The following is a 14,808-nucleotide window of genomic DNA, read 5'->3' on the forward strand; positions in this document are numbered from 1 at the left end:
CAAAGAACGGTTCCGTCTGACCGACCAAACAACCTCGGTTGACGGATTTAAGCGGCAAATCCCTCGCGAAAATGACTTCGCGGGTGAAACCTGAGAGGTGCGAGCTTGCCTCTCACTGATTCAGGATTTACAGACTAACTATATTCAGTTACAATTGAAGATGGAGGTCTTCTTATGAAAATAGCGTAATGCGCGAATCTCGGCCCTGAATCAGTGAGGTAGCAACTCGCATCTCTGGTTTTCCTCTCGGTGTCATTTTCGCGAGTCATTTTAAGTGTCGTACCGTCCGTCTGAGTTGTTTTCCCGGACCGAAAGAACCTGAGGAAATATACTATTTTAAACTCACTGATTCAGGAATTACTTTCACGGCTTCTATTTGGTCAGTACAAATTTCATCATCATTTTGGAGAACGGTCATGGTCTTTCGCAGGTTGTTCTTTGTGTTCCTTGGGATGTTGGCGGCGGCTTTTTTAAGCATGGTGACCGGCTGTGCTGACAGGGATTCCACAGATTTCAAGAAAAACTCGTCCGGATCGAATGCAGCTATCGCTGTAGATCCGTATATTGTTGGTGCACTATTCGAAGAGGTGGCCGCAGACGGCCAAGCTGTCTTGCAGGCGAACTCGACGCGATCCGACAGTCAGGGCCGATTTTACTTTCCCGATGAAATCTCAGTCGGTTCCGTCATAAAGCTGCAAGCTTCGGCAAGAGGTGTGCACGGTGGGATGCCCTATACGGGGATACTGTTGCGTCGAGTCGATCCCGGGCAGAAGGGACCGTTTGTCGTCTCGCCGCTGACCACGATCCTCGCCAACAAGGTAACCCCGGACGAACTTATCACTCTTCTTGATAATTCTGGTTTGCCGGGACTGCAGCGAGACGGTCTGTTCCGGGATCCCATGCAGGGGCTTGTCGCTGCCGGAGGCAAAATCGATCAACAGGCCCTGCAGTTACTTCAGGCCAATCTGGCCGCCGGGGTCTATCTCATATTCCTGGAGATCCCCAAATTCATTGACCAGGTAAATCCTTACGAGACTAACTTCCCCTATTTCGCAGATGCGGTCAGCCTGGTTCAGGACACCTTGGACGGGCAGCTCTTGTCGCAGTTCCTCGCTGAGGTCAGTCCGGATTTTTCGCTGGATGACAGGCTGGCCACATCGATTCGGCTTTGCCAGCTGACGGTTTCCGAGTTCGAGCGAGCCCTTGCCGCCGGCCAGGCCGTTTCCGGTGGTCTGCTCGCCGACATCGTGGCGGGCACCATTGCTGTTGCCCTTGATGTCGCGAAAGAGGTCTATTTCGCCCGAACCGGCGAGAAAATGAACCTGTTGCCGATCGCGATCACCGACACGGTATCGGCGGTCGAAGGGGGCACGACGGTAACCGGCAACGTGCTGACGAACGACGATCCCGGGGACGCGCCTGCCACGGTGAGTTCAGCCGACCAGGGTGGGACAGCGATCTCACTGGGGAGCGCGTTCACGACGACTGGCGGTGGATCCCTGACCGTTAACTCCGATGGGACCTACAGCTATACGCCGCCAATCTTGGGGACGGTTACTCCGGTCGGTCTGGTTGAGACGATCAACTACACGGTAACGGATCAGGACGGCGATGCCGCTTCCGCACGATTGACGATTCAGGTTGAAAACACGAACCTTCTTTCTTCTGCCGTGGACGACACGGTATCGGCGGTCGAAGGGGGCACGGCGGTAACCGGTAACGTGCTGACGAACGACGATCCCGGGGACGCCCCTGCCACGGTGAGTTCAGCCGACCAGGGTGGGACAGCGATCTCACTGGGGAGCGCGTTCACGACGACTGGCGGTGGATCCCTGACCGTTAACTCCGATGGGACCTACAGCTATACGCCGCCCAGCCGGGATGTGCCTCCGGTAGGATTGATGGAATCTTTCCGCTACTTCATTGAAGATGAAGACGGGGATGCAAGTTCCGCGATGTTGATAGTCAATATCTCTTATAATGGGCAACCTTACTCAATTTCTGTGTTCAGTCCGGTAAGGATCGCCCTGGCGCCAACCGGGCAGCTTTTGGTCAGCTCCTCTAATAGTGGCAATATCCCGATATTTAACCCTGACTCTACTCAGCGGGAGGGGGCCATTCAGGCCAACAGGAAGATGTCGGCGATCGGGGCTGCCTCTAACAGGGTTTTCGTTGGTTTGGATGTGCCAGGTGCGGTTGGATGCTATACGTATGATGGTCAACTTTTGTATCTGCTGGGCTCAGGGATCGGTGAATTCGGCACAGCCAATGACCTGGTGATTGTTAGCGATCAAGTGTACGTGACGGATTCCCGCAACAAACAAGTTCGCGTTTATAACCTTGCCGATGGCGCTTTTCTCCGGAGCTTTGGCCAGGATCGGATGCACTTCCCGACCGGGATCGCCATCGACCCGAACAGCAACACGCTGCTGGTCTCCGATTTTGGTGTCGGCACCGAAGGAGGAGGCATGATGAGTCCAGGAACATATTATGCAGGCATCTGGCGTTATGATTTGAATGGCAATTATGTTGAGACGATTTCCGGTGATTTTTCCCGTCCCCAGGGGCTGGCGGTCAACGCCAACGGCGAGATCTTCCTTGCCGACAGCCTGCGCGGAGAAGTGCTGGTATTACGTAAAAAACCCGATGCGCCCGGTTACCTAGAGCCTTACAGCTACGGCACGGGTGACATTCCGCTGCGGTTGCCGCTGGACGTTGCGATCGACCCCCTGACGCAGACTTTGTATGTCACCAATAACCTGCTCAACAGGGTCGAGGTGATTCCGGAAGGAGGTCTTTTGCCATGAGATATTCACCTGTGGATAGATGCAAAGTCTCTTTGGTCACCATTCTTCTCGTCCTGGGCTTTGTCTGGCCGGCATACGCTTTGTTGGAGGCGCATTTAAACTACGATGGCTGCGCGACCTGCCATAATCTTCATTCCTCTGCGGGAGGGGCACTGCAAGATATCTCTTCCAACCCCGAAGAACTCTGTCTGAGTTGTCATGGCCCGGGCGGGATTTCCACCCTGACGGTCATGACGCACAACCTGGCCGGGGTCGACTCGGCCGAGGTTGGCTATATCTCCTGCAACGATTGCCACAATTCTCACAACAACGGCGAGGAAACCAGTCTAACCAATCGTGACGGAACCTACAACATCAAATTGGTTGGTCTTTTCAAAGACTACAACAGCAGTCCACCTGTGAGCCTCCTCTCGCCGCAGATTCGTGAAAAGCGGGTGGCGACCGGCCTCGGGGCGTTGAAGGAGGTGGTCTACAACACTGCGATTGACGATTACAACAGGGTTCCGGGTATCAATGGCGTATGTAATGCCTGTCATGGCGAGACGCACAATGCCGACCAGGACTGCTCGGCCTGTCATGGCCATGACGGCGGTTTTGCCGGTGCGGGGGATTGCCGGGCCTGTCACGACGGCACCGGTGTCGGTGCTGAAGCGATCAGCGTTTCGAGCCCCCATTCAACAAATACGATATACAACAGTGTCGGCGTAACATTTACCTGTGAGAACTGCCATACGGACCATACCAGCGGCACAGTATTGATTACGAATTACAACACTGTTGGCATCTCTTACGGAACGGGCGGGATCTCTCTGGGGAACAGTGGTGGAGGTATCTACAATGCGGTCGGTCTTACCGAGGCTGAGATCTGCTGGAACTGCCATGATTCTTACGGGGTTTCAGAATGGGGCTTGAACACTGACACCAATGGTGCTGGCAGCAATTACAACACTGGAACCTTATCCGGGGCGACTGCTCCGCAATGGGTCAGCGATGATGGTCTTGCCGTCGCCACCTGGAGCAGTGCACAAAGCTTGTTTTCCTACAAGTCCGGTGCCATCCAGTCGACGCATTCGGTGAACAGCGAGGTTTTGTCTCCCGGTCTGGACGCTGTAGAGGATATCCGCTGCTCCTACTGTCATGACGTGCATGAGCTGAACCTGGCGACTGGCGATACGACCTCTGGGCCGCCTTACTTGCGTGGCAACTGGATGGGCAACCCGTACCTTGAGGACGGAGCGCCGCAGAGCGGGACGGTTTACGGTCAGTACGAATGGGGGCCGGTGCCGCGCGGTTCTGTGCTCAATAACGAATACGGCGGCTACCAGATCGACCAGAACAATGGGGGCCCGACCACGGGCTGGACCTTGGCTTCATCAGCGGGCCTGTGTACTTTGTGTCACGGTACTGATGTAGACAACATGAACCAGTTTGGCACGGCCAGCGACGATTGGGTTGGCAGCAACGGCCACTCCAATGCTGTGATAGGGGGGACTGGTGTCAACGCTGCCAATATCTTCTATACCAGCGACCGGGCGCCGAGCGGTGTTGACACACAAGGGGCGAAGCCGGACATGGGTTATGCAAACCATGGTTCGGGTGTCGGTTACGGTTTCCGTGGAACCGATGGCCGCTCATTCCAACATGCCCCTGGCATGGACGGCAGCCAAGCCTCGAAAGCCACACAACCTTATGGTGGTAGCTTTTACGAATGGGGCGCGAGCGTGGACGAAGCAACGGTTGATTCGCAGTACCACAAGTTCTCCTGCTCCAAATGCCATAACCCGCACGCCTCGCGGTTGCCACGACTGATGATTACTAACTGCCTCGATACCAGACACAACACCTGGGATGAGAATGCCGATGATGGTGGACCTTCAATTGGCAATCAGAACAATAATAAAATTACTCTGAGTTTAACAAGTTCCCCTGACAACTGGCTACGGACCTGGTCGAACACGACATCCGCCCAGAATTGCCATCGGGTGGCTGGAAACAACAGTGCGGGCTGGAGTCCGGGCTATGGTGACGGCTGGAACGATGTAACCCCCTGGTAATTGCGACTGTAAGAGGAACAGGAAAACGGGAGCTGAGATTTCGAGTCAGCTCCCGTTTTCTTATGGTGTGCAAGCACCCAGAAAGTATCCCCTGCGGGGGTGCTTTCTACTCATCCCCACCAATCTTGCTGATAAACACCTCGCGCGGCCGGCTGGTGCCGTCCGACGGGCCGACGATCCCTTCCGCTTCCATCTTCTCGATCATGCGCGCGGCGCGGTTGTAGCCGAGGCGCAGGCGGCGCTGCAGCATCGAGATCGAGCTCCTGATAGCGCTCAGCTAAGGCCAGTACTTCATCGACCAGAGCCTTGCGTGCCGAAGCCTGAGATAGCCGCTTGTCAATAAGGCCGTCGATCCCGTTTTCCTTGTAACGATCGATATAGCGTCGAAAGGAGCGGGACGAGACGCCAAGCATATGGGCCGCTTCTTCTTGGGTAATACGACCCTCGGTCCAGATGCTGAAAGTTTCACCAAATCGCATTTTCCGGATCTCCTGTAGTAATGCTGTCGGTTTCATAAGGGCCTCCTGTAGAGACCATCATGAACCGGACAGATGTTGTGCTACAACTCCGGACATATTACGTGTTGCTGACAATGATGGAGGATTGCGGGATCCCCGAACATCTGCTAGCATGGCGCTCAATCAAGGAGCAGAAGATGAACGAAATCATTGAACGTATTATTGACCTGGAGACCCGTTTTGCCCATCAGGAGCTGCAACTTGACGAGTTGAATACCATCGTCATCGAGTGCCGCGACCGCATCGACCGACTGGAGCGGGATAACCGCCGCATGAGTGAAATGCTTGCCGGAATGGCGCCCGAATCGATGGAGTCCCCCGACGAATGACCTTGCTCAAATTCGATTACAGCAACCTGCGCCGGGTGATCCTCGAAGCGCTGGTGATTGTCTGTGGCGGCATTCTCCTCGGGCTGACGTTCAATTACCCGCTGGTCGGCGCTGTTTTCAAAGGGGAACTGCCCCCGCCACCCTCGCGTGAAGTGCCGCTCAATGCGGAGAGACTCCCCATACCGGCCTCGCTGGCCGACGTGCGCAACGCAACGCCAGACACGGTACTGGTTGATGCCCGGATTGCAGAACTCTTTAACGCCGGGCATTTGCCGGGCGCACTTTCGCTGCCGCTGGCAGAGATTGACGCGCGGCTTGATGCTTTCAGCGCACACATTCCGTCCGACCGACCGTTGATTATTTACTGCAACGGCTACGGTTGTCCCGATTCCTTCGATCTTGGGCAGATATTATTGCAACAGGGGTATCAGCAGGTGATGGTCTTTGAGGGCGGAGTCCCCGAGTGGCGCGACGCCGGGTTCGCTATCGAAAGGGGCGAGCCATGAAACGGACGGGTCAATGTTCCTACCACCTCTGCCGTCTGCTCCTCGGTGCTGTCTTTATTTACGCTGGCATCCTCAAGATCAACGATATCCCGGTCTTCGCCGGGCAGATCGCCCGCTACGAACTGCTCCCCTACCAATGGAATTATCTCGCCGCCGCCACCCTCCCCTATATCGAGGTGATCGCCGGGCTGTTGTTGATCTGTAACCGCCGGGTTCGCGCCGCGTCGCTGACGATCGGCGGGATGCTGATTTTTTTCATCCTCATTCTCCTGTCGGTGCTGGCGCGCGGCCTGGAGATCGATTGCGGCTGCTTCGGGCCGAGCATTCAGAGTTCTCCACAGCAGGCGTTGTTGCGCAATGTGCTGCTGTTGGTCCTGGCTCATTTTGTTTTTCATCTGCGCAACACCTATGCCCGCGAAAAGTCTTTGACGGAGAAGGAATCAGATTCATAATTCAAGCAACGAGCGTTGAGCGGATAGATATCTCCATGGAAGACTGGCAACTCGAACTCAGACAGGCAATTACCACCGCCGACCAACTCGCCGCTCATTTTGCAGTTGATGTAGCCGCCTTGCGGCCAGTGATCGAACGCTACCCCTTAAGCATCACCCCACATTATCTGCGGCTGATCAAGGCGCCGGGCGACCCGATCTGGCGGCAGTGCGTCCCTGATCCGGCGGAGCTGATTGACGACGGCGCGCCACTCGACCCGCTGGCCGAAGCGGAACATGCGCCAGTTCCGGGGATTATTCATCGTTACCCCGACCGAGCCCTGCTGCTGGTCTCGGGGAGTTGTGGCGTTTATTGCCGCTTCTGCACCCGCAAGCGTCAGGTCGGCACCCGCGCCATGTCGTACACCTTCGGCGAACTCGACAACGCCATCGCCTATATCGCGCGTACCCCGGCGATCAAGGACGTGATCCTCTCCGGCGGTGATCCGCTCCTCCTCCCCGACCTGCTCCTCAAGCAGTTGCTCGACAAATTGCGGCGGATCGAACATGTCGAGATCATCCGCCTTGCCACGCGGCTTCCGGTGACGTTGCCATCACGCATCACCGAGCGCCTTTGTACCCTGCTCCAGAACTATCCGCCACTCTACCTTCTGACCCACTTTAATCATCCACGTGAACTGAACGCGGCAACTATCGCAGCGTGTAACCAGATCGCCGACGCCGGCGTTGTGCTTGGCAACCAGACAGTGCTCCTCAAGGGCGTCAACGATGATCCGACCGTGCTGGCGGAACTGTTTCGCGGTTTGCTCAAAATTCGCGTCAAGCCCTACTACCTGCATCATGTCGATCTGGCCCGCGGAGTCGGGCATTTCCGCACCCCGCTCGAAACTGGCATCAGCATCCTCAGAACGTTGCGCGGAACGCTTTCGGGGCTGGCAATTCCGCACTATGTGGTCGATCTGCCTGGCGGTAAAGGGAAGTTGCCGATCACCCCGGAAGCCTATGAACGCAGCGCTGACGGGTGCATCCGGTTGTTGACCCCGGACGGGGAAACATTGTGCTTCGCTGAAGATGCGCGGCTCTCCAAAGATGGGCAAATATTTCACCACGAAGCTCACGAAAAAAACGCATAAAAGGGATGATCAACTTGGTGTTCTTCGTGATCTCCAGTGAGCACCGCGAACGGGTGGTGAACAACCAAAAGTGCCAAGGAGCCACATCATGACCAAACCGATCATCAAAAACCAGTTTGCCAGCGACAACTACGCCGGAATCTGCCCCGCAGCCTGGCAGGCGATGCATGATGCGAATTCAGGGACGGCCGATGCCTACGGTGATGACTGGTGGACCGCCAAAGCCTGCGATGCGCTGCGCGACTTTTTCGAGACTGATTGTCAGGTCTTCTTCGTCTTCAACGGCACCGCTGCCAACTCCCTCGCGCTCTCCGCGCTGTGTCAGTCATATCACAGCATTATTTGCCACGAACTGGCCCATATCGAAACTGACGAATGCGGTGCGCCGGAATTTTTCTCCAACGGTGTCAAAATCCTCCTCGTAGCGGGACGCGACGGCAAGGTCGACCTTGACGCCGTAGCGCATACGGTGACCCGGCGCAGCGATATCCACTACCCGAAACCGAAAGTGTTGAGCATCACCCAGGCCACCGAGATCGGCGGCGTCTATTCGGTCAACGAACTGCACGCGGTAAAAGACACGGCGGCGCGCTTTAACCTGCGCCTGCACATGGACGGCGCACGCTTCGCCAACGCTGTGGCCTCATTACAGGTCGCGCCGAAGGAGCTGACCTGGCAGGCGGGGGTCGATGTGCTGACCTTCGGCGGCACCAAAAACGGCATGGCGGTCGGTGAAGCGGTGGTGTTTTTCAACAAGGAGCTGGCCAGGGAGTTTGACTACCGTTGCAAGCAGGCCGGGCAACTGGCCAGCAAGATGCGTTTTCTGGCCGCGCCCTGGGTTGGTATGCTGGAGAGTGGTGCACTGCTGGGCCACGCCGTTCACGCCAACACCATGGCGCGGAAACTGGCGGAGCAACTGCACCGCTGCAGCGAGATTGAGGTCGTCCACCCGGTTGAGGCAAATGCCGTCTTTGTCCGCATGCCGCAAACATTGCTGACCGGATTGAGCGTGCGCGGCTGGAAGTTTTATACGTTTATCGGTAGCGGGGAAGCACGGCTGATGTGTTCGTGGCAGACAACGGAGGCAGATATCGCGGATTTTGTCGCCGATGTTACTGCTTTGGCGGCAAGACCAACGCCCGCCTGAAACGCGGGCGCTTAATGATTGGGAATGGGCGGCAATCGGAGCGGACAGCGTGCAAACCGGCAGGTTTTTATTAAATTGGCGACGAACTGATCAAATTACCACGCAGGAGAATTCAGAATTGATGCACTCGCAAAAAAAATGAGATGGCCAAGCAAAAATTTCGTCCTGCAAGGCTTGGTGTTTTTCAGGGACGAAGGCCTACATCAGGTAGGTCGAGGTCCTGAAAAACCAGCGTAACGCCGGAGGCCGGACTTTTTGCGATGCCATCAAAATTAGGTTGAATCCCCCTGCGGATTATGCTAATCATTCGAACCCTGACTGCATCGCTTGCACGCCGCTATAGCTCAGCCGGTAGAGCAGCTCACTCGTAATGAGCAGGTCGTCCGTTCGATTCGGATTAGCGGCTCCACTATCAACAAAGCAGGGATTCGGAGCATGACGAATCCCTGCTTTGTTTTATCTACCCTCCCACCAAAGCCCGCAGCAAATCACCATTAACGAAGACAAATTTTTCTTGACAGCAGATCGGCCAACGCATAAACTGTCCCAAATTCAACCATTCTAATCTTTTGGAGGTCAATGACATGAAAAAACTGTTGGTACTTGTTGCGGTGGCCGTTTTTGTTGCGGGTTTTTCGCTGACGTCGTTTGCTAGTGGTCCTGCCGACATAACCTTTGAAGCAAAAACGGGCAATGTTGCGTTCCCGCATGCAGCACACCAGGGGAAAGTCTCGGACTGCAACACATGTCACCACAAAGGGACTGACGATCCCAAGTGCTCCACCTGTCACGACGGCACCAAAGCGCCCAAAGCGAAAGACGCTTATCACAAGCAGTGCAAGAACTGTCACAAAAAAATGGGTGGCCCGACCGGCTGCAAGGAATGTCACGTAAAATAGATTGCTTTATTTTATTACTGAGCAAACAAAAAGGCTCCCGAAAAGGGGGCCTTTTTGTTTGTGTGGAGCCCATTATGTCGCACATTGCACTGGTACAGATTTATGATACAATTTCCCGCGTCGATTTTAAATCATTCAACGCCAACTCAGGAGGTAGATAAATGAGCGAAAAATTACAGATTTACAAGTGCTCGGTGTGCGGGAATATTGTTGAAGTGGTTCATGCGGGGAAGGGGGCTCTTGCCTGTTGTAATCAGGCAATGGTACTGCAAAGTGAAAACACCACTGACGCCGCACAGGAAAAACATGTCCCGGTGATCGAAAAAACTGCGGACGGCTATAAGGTCACCATCGGCAGTGTCGCGCACCCGATGCAAGAGGAACATTACATCGAGTGGATTGAGCTGCTGGCGGACGGCAAGGCTTACACCCAGTTCCTGAAACCGGGCGATGCACCGACCGCTACCTTTCAGATCAAGGCAAACAAAGTTACCGCGCGTGAGTTCTGCAACCTGCATGGTCACTGGTCAGCCAAAGCTTAAAGACCACGCGGCGGCCACTCACTGTGGCCGCCGCGCTTTATAATTTCTCGCCAAAATTCAGCAAACGCTCAGCTGTAACCATCCGCCACCGTCACGTCCCTCTTGCGCCGACTTTCGCCCTGATTGATCACCCGGATCGCGCTCGTCCCCTCCACCGGGCATTTGGTCTCGCAAATCCCGCAACCGATACAGAGTTTGTCCACCACCTGCGGAATCTTGATGCGGCGTGTCTCGCCGTTGACTAACACGTCCTGCTCCGCAAAGATGATCGCCTTCGACCCGGTCGGACAGTGTTCCTCACAAACCAGACATTCTTCATGTTTGGCAAACGGCAGGCAGCGGTTCTTGTCGAAGACCGCCAGACCGATCACGGTCTGGCGCTTCTGCTCCAGCGGTAACCGCTTGATCGCTCCGGTCGGGCAGACCTGACCGCAGAGGGTGCAGTTGTATTCACAATAGCCGATACGCGGGATCAAAAGCGGCGTCCACAGACCGACCGGGCCCGCCTGACCGAGGGCGGGATGGAGGGCACCGCCGATACAGACGCGCATACACTCGCCGCAACGGATACAGCGCTGTAAAAATTCCATTTCTGTCGCCGCTCCGGGAGGGCGCAAGAGATAAGAATCGAGCTTGACCGCTGCCGGGGTGGCACGTACCACCGGAGCAAACAGAGCTCCGGCAGCGAGCGAGGCCACGACCCCGCGCCGGGTCAGATCGACCCCCGGCCGCCGCCCGGAGGGTTGCCGGAACGCAAAGTCGACGCGCTCATGGGGGCAGTAATCGAGACAATCGAGACACAGCACACATTCGCTGCTGTGCTGCCCCGACTCATCCGCTGCGGACATGCGACAGGCACTGTTGCACACCTTGCAGTCGTTACAGGCTCCCGCCGGTATGCGGCGCAACAGGGCATGGCCACTACATAGTCCGAGCAGCGCGCCGAGCGGACAAAGGTTTTTGCACCAGAACCGGCGCTCAATTTTTTCCAGCAGCAGAATCGCCACAAAGACCAGCAGGGTAAAGACTCCCAGTTGATAATAGGGCTGATAAAAGGCCATCAGGTGATCACGAAAAAACGGATAAGATCGATTGACCGCGTCACCAACAAGAGGCACCGGCTGGGCGTAGGTGAGATCGAACAGGGCGTTCAGGATCAGGTTGAAAGCCGGGTAGATTGCCAGCGTCAGCGTCCGCAAAAAGATCGCCAATGGATCAAAGAGACCGAGGAGCTGGACACCGAAGAATGCCGCGCCGAGCAGGCCGATCAACAACAGATATTTGACCCGTCGCCAGCGATAATCGACGGCATGGCCAGACGCCGACAGCTGCGCCCCACACCCGTCGAGGGTGGCGCCAAGCGGGCAGATCCAGCCGCAGAAAAACCGTCCCAGCAGGATGGTCAGAAGTACCAGCAGCAGCGCAGGCCACAGCAATGCCCAGCCAAAACCGCCCGGTGCCAGCAGATCTGCCAACGCGGCAAGCGGATCAAGACGAAAGAGGAGACTGACCGGGTACGGGAGTTCATCGAGTCCGCGATATTCGGTCTGCCAGAACAGCCAGACAAAGAGGGCCAGACAGACGCTTTGCGATAGTTGCCGCAAGCGGCGCAAACGGCTGGTACGCAGCATCTCAGACCCGCCGCATCCGGGCCAGGTCGATCCCCCCCAGACCACGCCTGGCGGCAGCGGCAAGGGTCGGAATGTCGTGAGGTTGAAAGCCAAAGAGGGTTGCCGCGTAGCTGTCGGCCGCGACAATGTCAGGGGACGCGATCAGCGTGTCGAGTTGCCGGACATCCTCCGCTCGCCCCCCTTGCGGACCGTTGGCCACCAGAATCCGGGTGGCATCGATGACGGTCAGATCGGAGTGAACGACCAGATTGATATCACACAGCGCCGCGGCGATATTGCGATGCAGGACGCCGCGATTGCCGCCAATCACCCCCATAATATTTTTCATCCCGAGGGTCAGTTTTGAAATCGAGTGATGTTTGGCAATCGGCACATTGATCAACCGATCAGCTTCCAGCGCGGGCTGATAGAACTCCCATTCACGCAGTTCTTGACCATCTTTGATCACCAGTTTCTGGTAGGCACGACGATCCATGTATTCAACCGTCACCCGCTCGGAGCGCAGTGCTTCAACCGCTGCGGCGATGCCACTCTGGGCATAACAGCGCCGTGGATCGTTGCAGGTTCGATCAAACACCCGCACCCTTTTCGCCCCCGCTTCGAGACAGGCCGTGACCAGCGTGGCAACCAATTCGGGGGAGGTGTTTGCCGCCAGCTCCGGGGTCCGGTCCCAGCCGATATTCGGTTTGACCACCACCGTCTCGCCGCGCTTGACGTAGTTCTCCATCCCGCCGAGCGCCGCCAGGGTATCGATCACCAGCTGCTCGATATTCTTCCCGGTGCGTACCGCCAGCAGCGACCCTTCCGCTGCAAACACCGGTCGGGAGGGGAGCGCCAGAATCGGCACCGCACCGCCCACGGTACTCAACAGCGCAGCACGCAATGACTGACGAATAAACTCACGACGATCAAGCATGGTGCTTTCCTTTACCCCGTTGATCTGCCAGACAACATCACCGGGCTCAATTCAGATAAAACGTCCTGCCTGCAAAAACTTCCGGGCCGCCTCGCGCGGCGACGTAGCGGCCGCCGCTCTTTCCAGCCCTGCCATCGCTTCGCCATCAATGGCACCGCCAAGCTTGTCGATCAGGCGCGCCAGCGCCGGAAATTTTTTCAAGGTATCTTTACGGACGACCGGTGCTGCCTGGGCAGGAACACCCTCCGGTGCGACCCCATTGGCTTCAAATCCGAGGGGCTTGAGCCAGATCAGATTCAACTCCTGATTGTAGGTCGACTTGACCGCCTGATAGAGAGCAGCGGCGTCCGCCAGCGGTGCGCGTCCGAGAATTGTCACCTGACCAACACCGGTGTACTCAACGTACAGATCGATATCGGCCTTCAGCAGCGCCTGATGGGTATCGATATGCGACGGATAGCTGACGATCTTGACCGTCGTTCCGGTACGCTCACTGATCAGCAGACCCAACATCTCGGCCAGGATCTCCTGCTGGAGCGTTCCGCTGGCACCGATCACCAACGTCTTGCCAACACAGCCCCACGCACTCGCCGACAGAAAGGCAAGCAGAACCAATCCTGTCAAAATAATTTTTCCCGCTGTTCTGATGTAACCCATCAGCGAACCTCCTTGCTGATAATCTGTTATTTTCTTAGCGGCACTCAGGGTGCAGGGCGATTTCCGCGCCCAGCGGCTCAGGGGTATGAACCCGCCCCAATGCACGATCGCTGCGCTGGTCAAAGATTGATGCGGCAATCACGGCGGGATCGGTGGTTCCCCACCAGTTGCGTGGCAGGCTGATGTCAGCGTGCTGATTCAACCCCATTTTGACCGCATAACGACGACTGCCAACGATGTTGTTCTGTTCGATCACGGTCCTGTTCTCGGCACGCGTTACGACAAAGATGCCGATCTCGTTGTCACGGATATCGTTGTGGTGAATCTGCGCCGTTCCCCGTCGTTCTTCGTAGCGCAAACCGTGAGTGTTCTCATAGATACGATTCCCCGACAGTTCCAGCCTGACGGTTGAAAATCGCACCCCGTCAACGTTGTAACGAAAGATCGAATCGACCACCCGGGCGGCACAAAAGTGGATCTGAATCCCGCTGTAGGCATATTCGGAGAGCAGGTGGGCAACCTCCCCTTTCCGCGCAAAGTCGAGATAGAGATATTTCCAGTCGGCCGGTTGCGGATTTGGCGCGGCGCTGGTGAGGACAATCGGCGCGGCGGCGGTACCGACAGCGATCAATTCCCCCTCGACCATAATCTCCCCGTCGCCGATGCCGTCGCCGTCCCGATCGAAGCGCTCAAAACGTATCCGCGTGCCGGGCAGGAGGGTCAAAGTGCCGCTCTTTTTGACCGTGACCACGCCCCGGACAAGAATCTCCCCCGACCAGACGACGGCGCTGTCAATCGTCAAATCTTCATCGATCAGCTGCGGACGCACCCCCAGACAGCTGCCGAGCAACAGCGGTGCAGCGCAAACAAAGGCAACAAGAGAAAAACGGCTCTTCACTAGTGATAACCTTCAACCTCCGGTGCGGCGACCTGGTGATTGAGGTTGATGGTGCCGAACTGCTGCTCGTATTTGGCGACACTGTCCTGCAAGACCAGCAACAGTCGTTTGATATGAGCCGGGGATGAAATCACCCGCGAACGGACCTTGGCGCGGGGCGCCTGCGGCTGCACAAAGATAAAGTCAAGGGTAAACTCCGCATCGCTGTGATTGACCATCGCCAGATTGGCATAGACCCCCTGGGCGATCTCTTCATCGAGCTGGATGTCTATTTTGACTTCCTTGACTTCCGGTTTTTTCTTCTCGTTCACGTCTCTCT

Annotated in this window: 14 protein-coding genes, 1 tRNA gene and 2 pseudogenes; 10 read left to right on the forward strand and 7 right to left on the reverse strand. The window is 56.4% G+C overall.

The features are described 5' to 3' along the window. Nucleotides 1-416 precede the first annotated feature (416 nt). Nucleotides 417-2,807, forward strand: coding sequence for a hypothetical protein (locus tag K0A93_10860; protein MBW6512592.1), 2,391 nt, complete (start codon nucleotides 417-419; stop codon nucleotides 2,805-2,807). Beyond that, entirely contained in the window at nucleotides 2,804-4,861 is a 2,058-nt protein-coding gene (locus K0A93_10865) for a cytochrome c3 family protein (protein MBW6512593.1), read from the forward strand. The genes K0A93_10860 and K0A93_10865 overlap by 4 nt, the downstream gene beginning before the upstream one ends. A gap of 106 nt (nucleotides 4,862-4,967) precedes the next feature. On the opposite strand, the pseudogene K0A93_10870 reads toward K0A93_10865, so the two are convergent. Together K0A93_10870 and K0A93_10875 are read right to left on the reverse strand one after the other, a co-directional pair. Next, nucleotides 4,968-5,142, reverse strand: a pseudogene (locus K0A93_10870) (hypothetical protein). A gap of 27 nt (nucleotides 5,143-5,169) precedes the next feature. Continuing rightward, nucleotides 5,170-5,376, reverse strand: a pseudogene (locus K0A93_10875) (helix-turn-helix domain-containing protein). 23 nt (nucleotides 5,377-5,399) lie between these two features. Between K0A93_10875 and K0A93_10880 the strand changes: the two are divergent. The 8 genes from K0A93_10880 (at nucleotide 5,400) to K0A93_10915 (ending at nucleotide 10,387) form a co-directional block, all read left to right on the forward strand. Beyond that, the gene (locus K0A93_10880) at nucleotides 5,400-5,708 is read left to right on the forward strand and encodes a SlyX family protein (GenBank protein MBW6512594.1); all 309 of its coding nucleotides are present in this window, start codon (nucleotides 5,400-5,402) and stop codon (nucleotides 5,706-5,708) included. Beyond that, nucleotides 5,705-6,214, forward strand: coding sequence for a rhodanese-like domain-containing protein (locus tag K0A93_10885; GenBank protein ID MBW6512595.1), 510 nt, complete (start codon nucleotides 5,705-5,707; stop codon nucleotides 6,212-6,214). The genes K0A93_10880 and K0A93_10885 overlap by 4 nt, the downstream gene beginning before the upstream one ends. Next, on the forward strand, nucleotides 6,211-6,666 hold the full coding sequence (locus tag K0A93_10890; protein ID MBW6512596.1) for a DoxX family membrane protein: 456 nt from the start codon (nucleotides 6,211-6,213) through the stop codon (nucleotides 6,664-6,666). Before K0A93_10885 ends, K0A93_10890 begins: the two co-directional genes overlap by 4 nt. 35 nt (nucleotides 6,667-6,701) lie before the next feature. Then, entirely contained in the window at nucleotides 6,702-7,799 is a 1,098-nt protein-coding gene (locus K0A93_10895) for a KamA family radical SAM protein (GenBank protein ID MBW6512597.1), read from the forward strand. Nucleotides 7,800-7,887: 88 nt separating this feature from the next. Continuing rightward, nucleotides 7,888-8,946 (forward strand): low specificity L-threonine aldolase, encoded by a 1,059-nt coding sequence (locus K0A93_10900; protein MBW6512598.1) that lies wholly within the window; start codon nucleotides 7,888-7,890, stop codon nucleotides 8,944-8,946. A 333-nt stretch (nucleotides 8,947-9,279) separates the two neighbouring features. After that, nucleotides 9,280-9,355: transfer RNA gene (locus tag K0A93_10905), tRNA-Thr, on the forward strand. A gap of 175 nt (nucleotides 9,356-9,530) precedes the next feature. Continuing rightward, nucleotides 9,531-9,845, forward strand: coding sequence for a cytochrome c family protein (locus K0A93_10910; protein ID MBW6512599.1), 315 nt, complete (start codon nucleotides 9,531-9,533; stop codon nucleotides 9,843-9,845). Nucleotides 9,846-10,006: 161 nt separating this feature from the next. Beyond that, nucleotides 10,007-10,387, forward strand: coding sequence for a desulfoferrodoxin (locus K0A93_10915; GenBank protein MBW6512600.1), 381 nt, complete (start codon nucleotides 10,007-10,009; stop codon nucleotides 10,385-10,387). Nucleotides 10,388-10,455: 68 nt separating this feature from the next. On the opposite strand, the gene K0A93_10920 is transcribed toward K0A93_10915, so the two are convergent. Genes K0A93_10920 through K0A93_10940 form a run of 5 tightly spaced genes read right to left on the reverse strand, consistent with a single transcriptional unit; the run spans nucleotide 10,456 to nucleotide 14,800 of the window. Then, complete coding sequence (locus tag K0A93_10920; protein ID MBW6512601.1) at nucleotides 10,456-12,018, reverse strand: 4Fe-4S binding protein; 1,563 nt, start codon at nucleotides 12,016-12,018, stop codon at nucleotides 10,456-10,458. 1 nt (nucleotide 12,019) lies between these two features. After that, nucleotides 12,020-12,934: a DUF362 domain-containing protein gene (locus K0A93_10925; protein MBW6512602.1), complete on the reverse strand. Its 915-nt coding sequence runs from the start codon at nucleotides 12,932-12,934 to the stop codon at nucleotides 12,020-12,022. A gap of 51 nt (nucleotides 12,935-12,985) precedes the next feature. Then, the gene (locus tag K0A93_10930) at nucleotides 12,986-13,591 is read right to left on the reverse strand and encodes a hypothetical protein (GenBank protein MBW6512603.1); all 606 of its coding nucleotides are present in this window, start codon (nucleotides 13,589-13,591) and stop codon (nucleotides 12,986-12,988) included. A gap of 34 nt (nucleotides 13,592-13,625) precedes the next feature. Continuing rightward, a complete protein-coding gene (locus K0A93_10935; GenBank protein ID MBW6512604.1) occupies nucleotides 13,626-14,489 on the reverse strand; it encodes a right-handed parallel beta-helix repeat-containing protein in 864 nt (287 codons plus the stop codon). Next, nucleotides 14,489-14,800, reverse strand: a complete 312-nt coding sequence (locus K0A93_10940) for a DUF3467 domain-containing protein (protein MBW6512605.1) — start codon at nucleotides 14,798-14,800, stop codon at nucleotides 14,489-14,491. Before K0A93_10940 ends, K0A93_10935 begins: the two co-directional genes overlap by 1 nt. Nucleotides 14,801-14,808: the final 8 nt, after the last annotated feature.

The sequence above is a fragment of the Desulfuromonadaceae bacterium genome, assembly GCA_019429445.1.
Taxonomy (GTDB): Bacteria; Desulfobacterota; Desulfuromonadia; order Desulfuromonadales; family JAHYIW01; genus JAHYIW01.

What these genes read in the sequence shown, in the direction of transcription:
- K0A93_10860 (MBW6512592.1), top strand. Translation starts at nt 417, where the DNA reads ATGGTCTTTCGCAGGTTGTTCTTTGTGTTCCTTGGGATGTTGGCGGCG.
- K0A93_10865 (MBW6512593.1), top strand. Translation starts at nt 2,804, where the DNA reads ATGAGATATTCACCTGTGGATAGATGCAAAGTCTCTTTGGTCACCATT.
- K0A93_10880 (MBW6512594.1), top strand. Translation starts at nt 5,400, where the DNA reads ATGAACCGGACAGATGTTGTGCTACAACTCCGGACATATTACGTGTTG.
- K0A93_10885 (MBW6512595.1), top strand. Translation starts at nt 5,705, where the DNA reads ATGACCTTGCTCAAATTCGATTACAGCAACCTGCGCCGGGTGATCCTC.
- K0A93_10890 (MBW6512596.1), top strand. Translation starts at nt 6,211, where the DNA reads ATGAAACGGACGGGTCAATGTTCCTACCACCTCTGCCGTCTGCTCCTC.
- K0A93_10895 (MBW6512597.1), top strand. Translation starts at nt 6,702, where the DNA reads ATGGAAGACTGGCAACTCGAACTCAGACAGGCAATTACCACCGCCGAC.
- K0A93_10900 (MBW6512598.1), top strand. Translation starts at nt 7,888, where the DNA reads ATGACCAAACCGATCATCAAAAACCAGTTTGCCAGCGACAACTACGCC.
- K0A93_10910 (MBW6512599.1), top strand. Translation starts at nt 9,531, where the DNA reads ATGAAAAAACTGTTGGTACTTGTTGCGGTGGCCGTTTTTGTTGCGGGT.
- K0A93_10915 (MBW6512600.1), top strand. Translation starts at nt 10,007, where the DNA reads ATGAGCGAAAAATTACAGATTTACAAGTGCTCGGTGTGCGGGAATATT.
- K0A93_10920 (MBW6512601.1), bottom strand. Translation starts at nt 12,018, where the DNA reads ATGCTGCGTACCAGCCGTTTGCGCCGCTTGCGGCAACTATCGCAAAGC.
- K0A93_10925 (MBW6512602.1), bottom strand. Translation starts at nt 12,934, where the DNA reads ATGCTTGATCGTCGTGAGTTTATTCGTCAGTCATTGCGTGCTGCGCTG.
- K0A93_10930 (MBW6512603.1), bottom strand. Translation starts at nt 13,591, where the DNA reads ATGGGTTACATCAGAACAGCGGGAAAAATTATTTTGACAGGATTGGTT.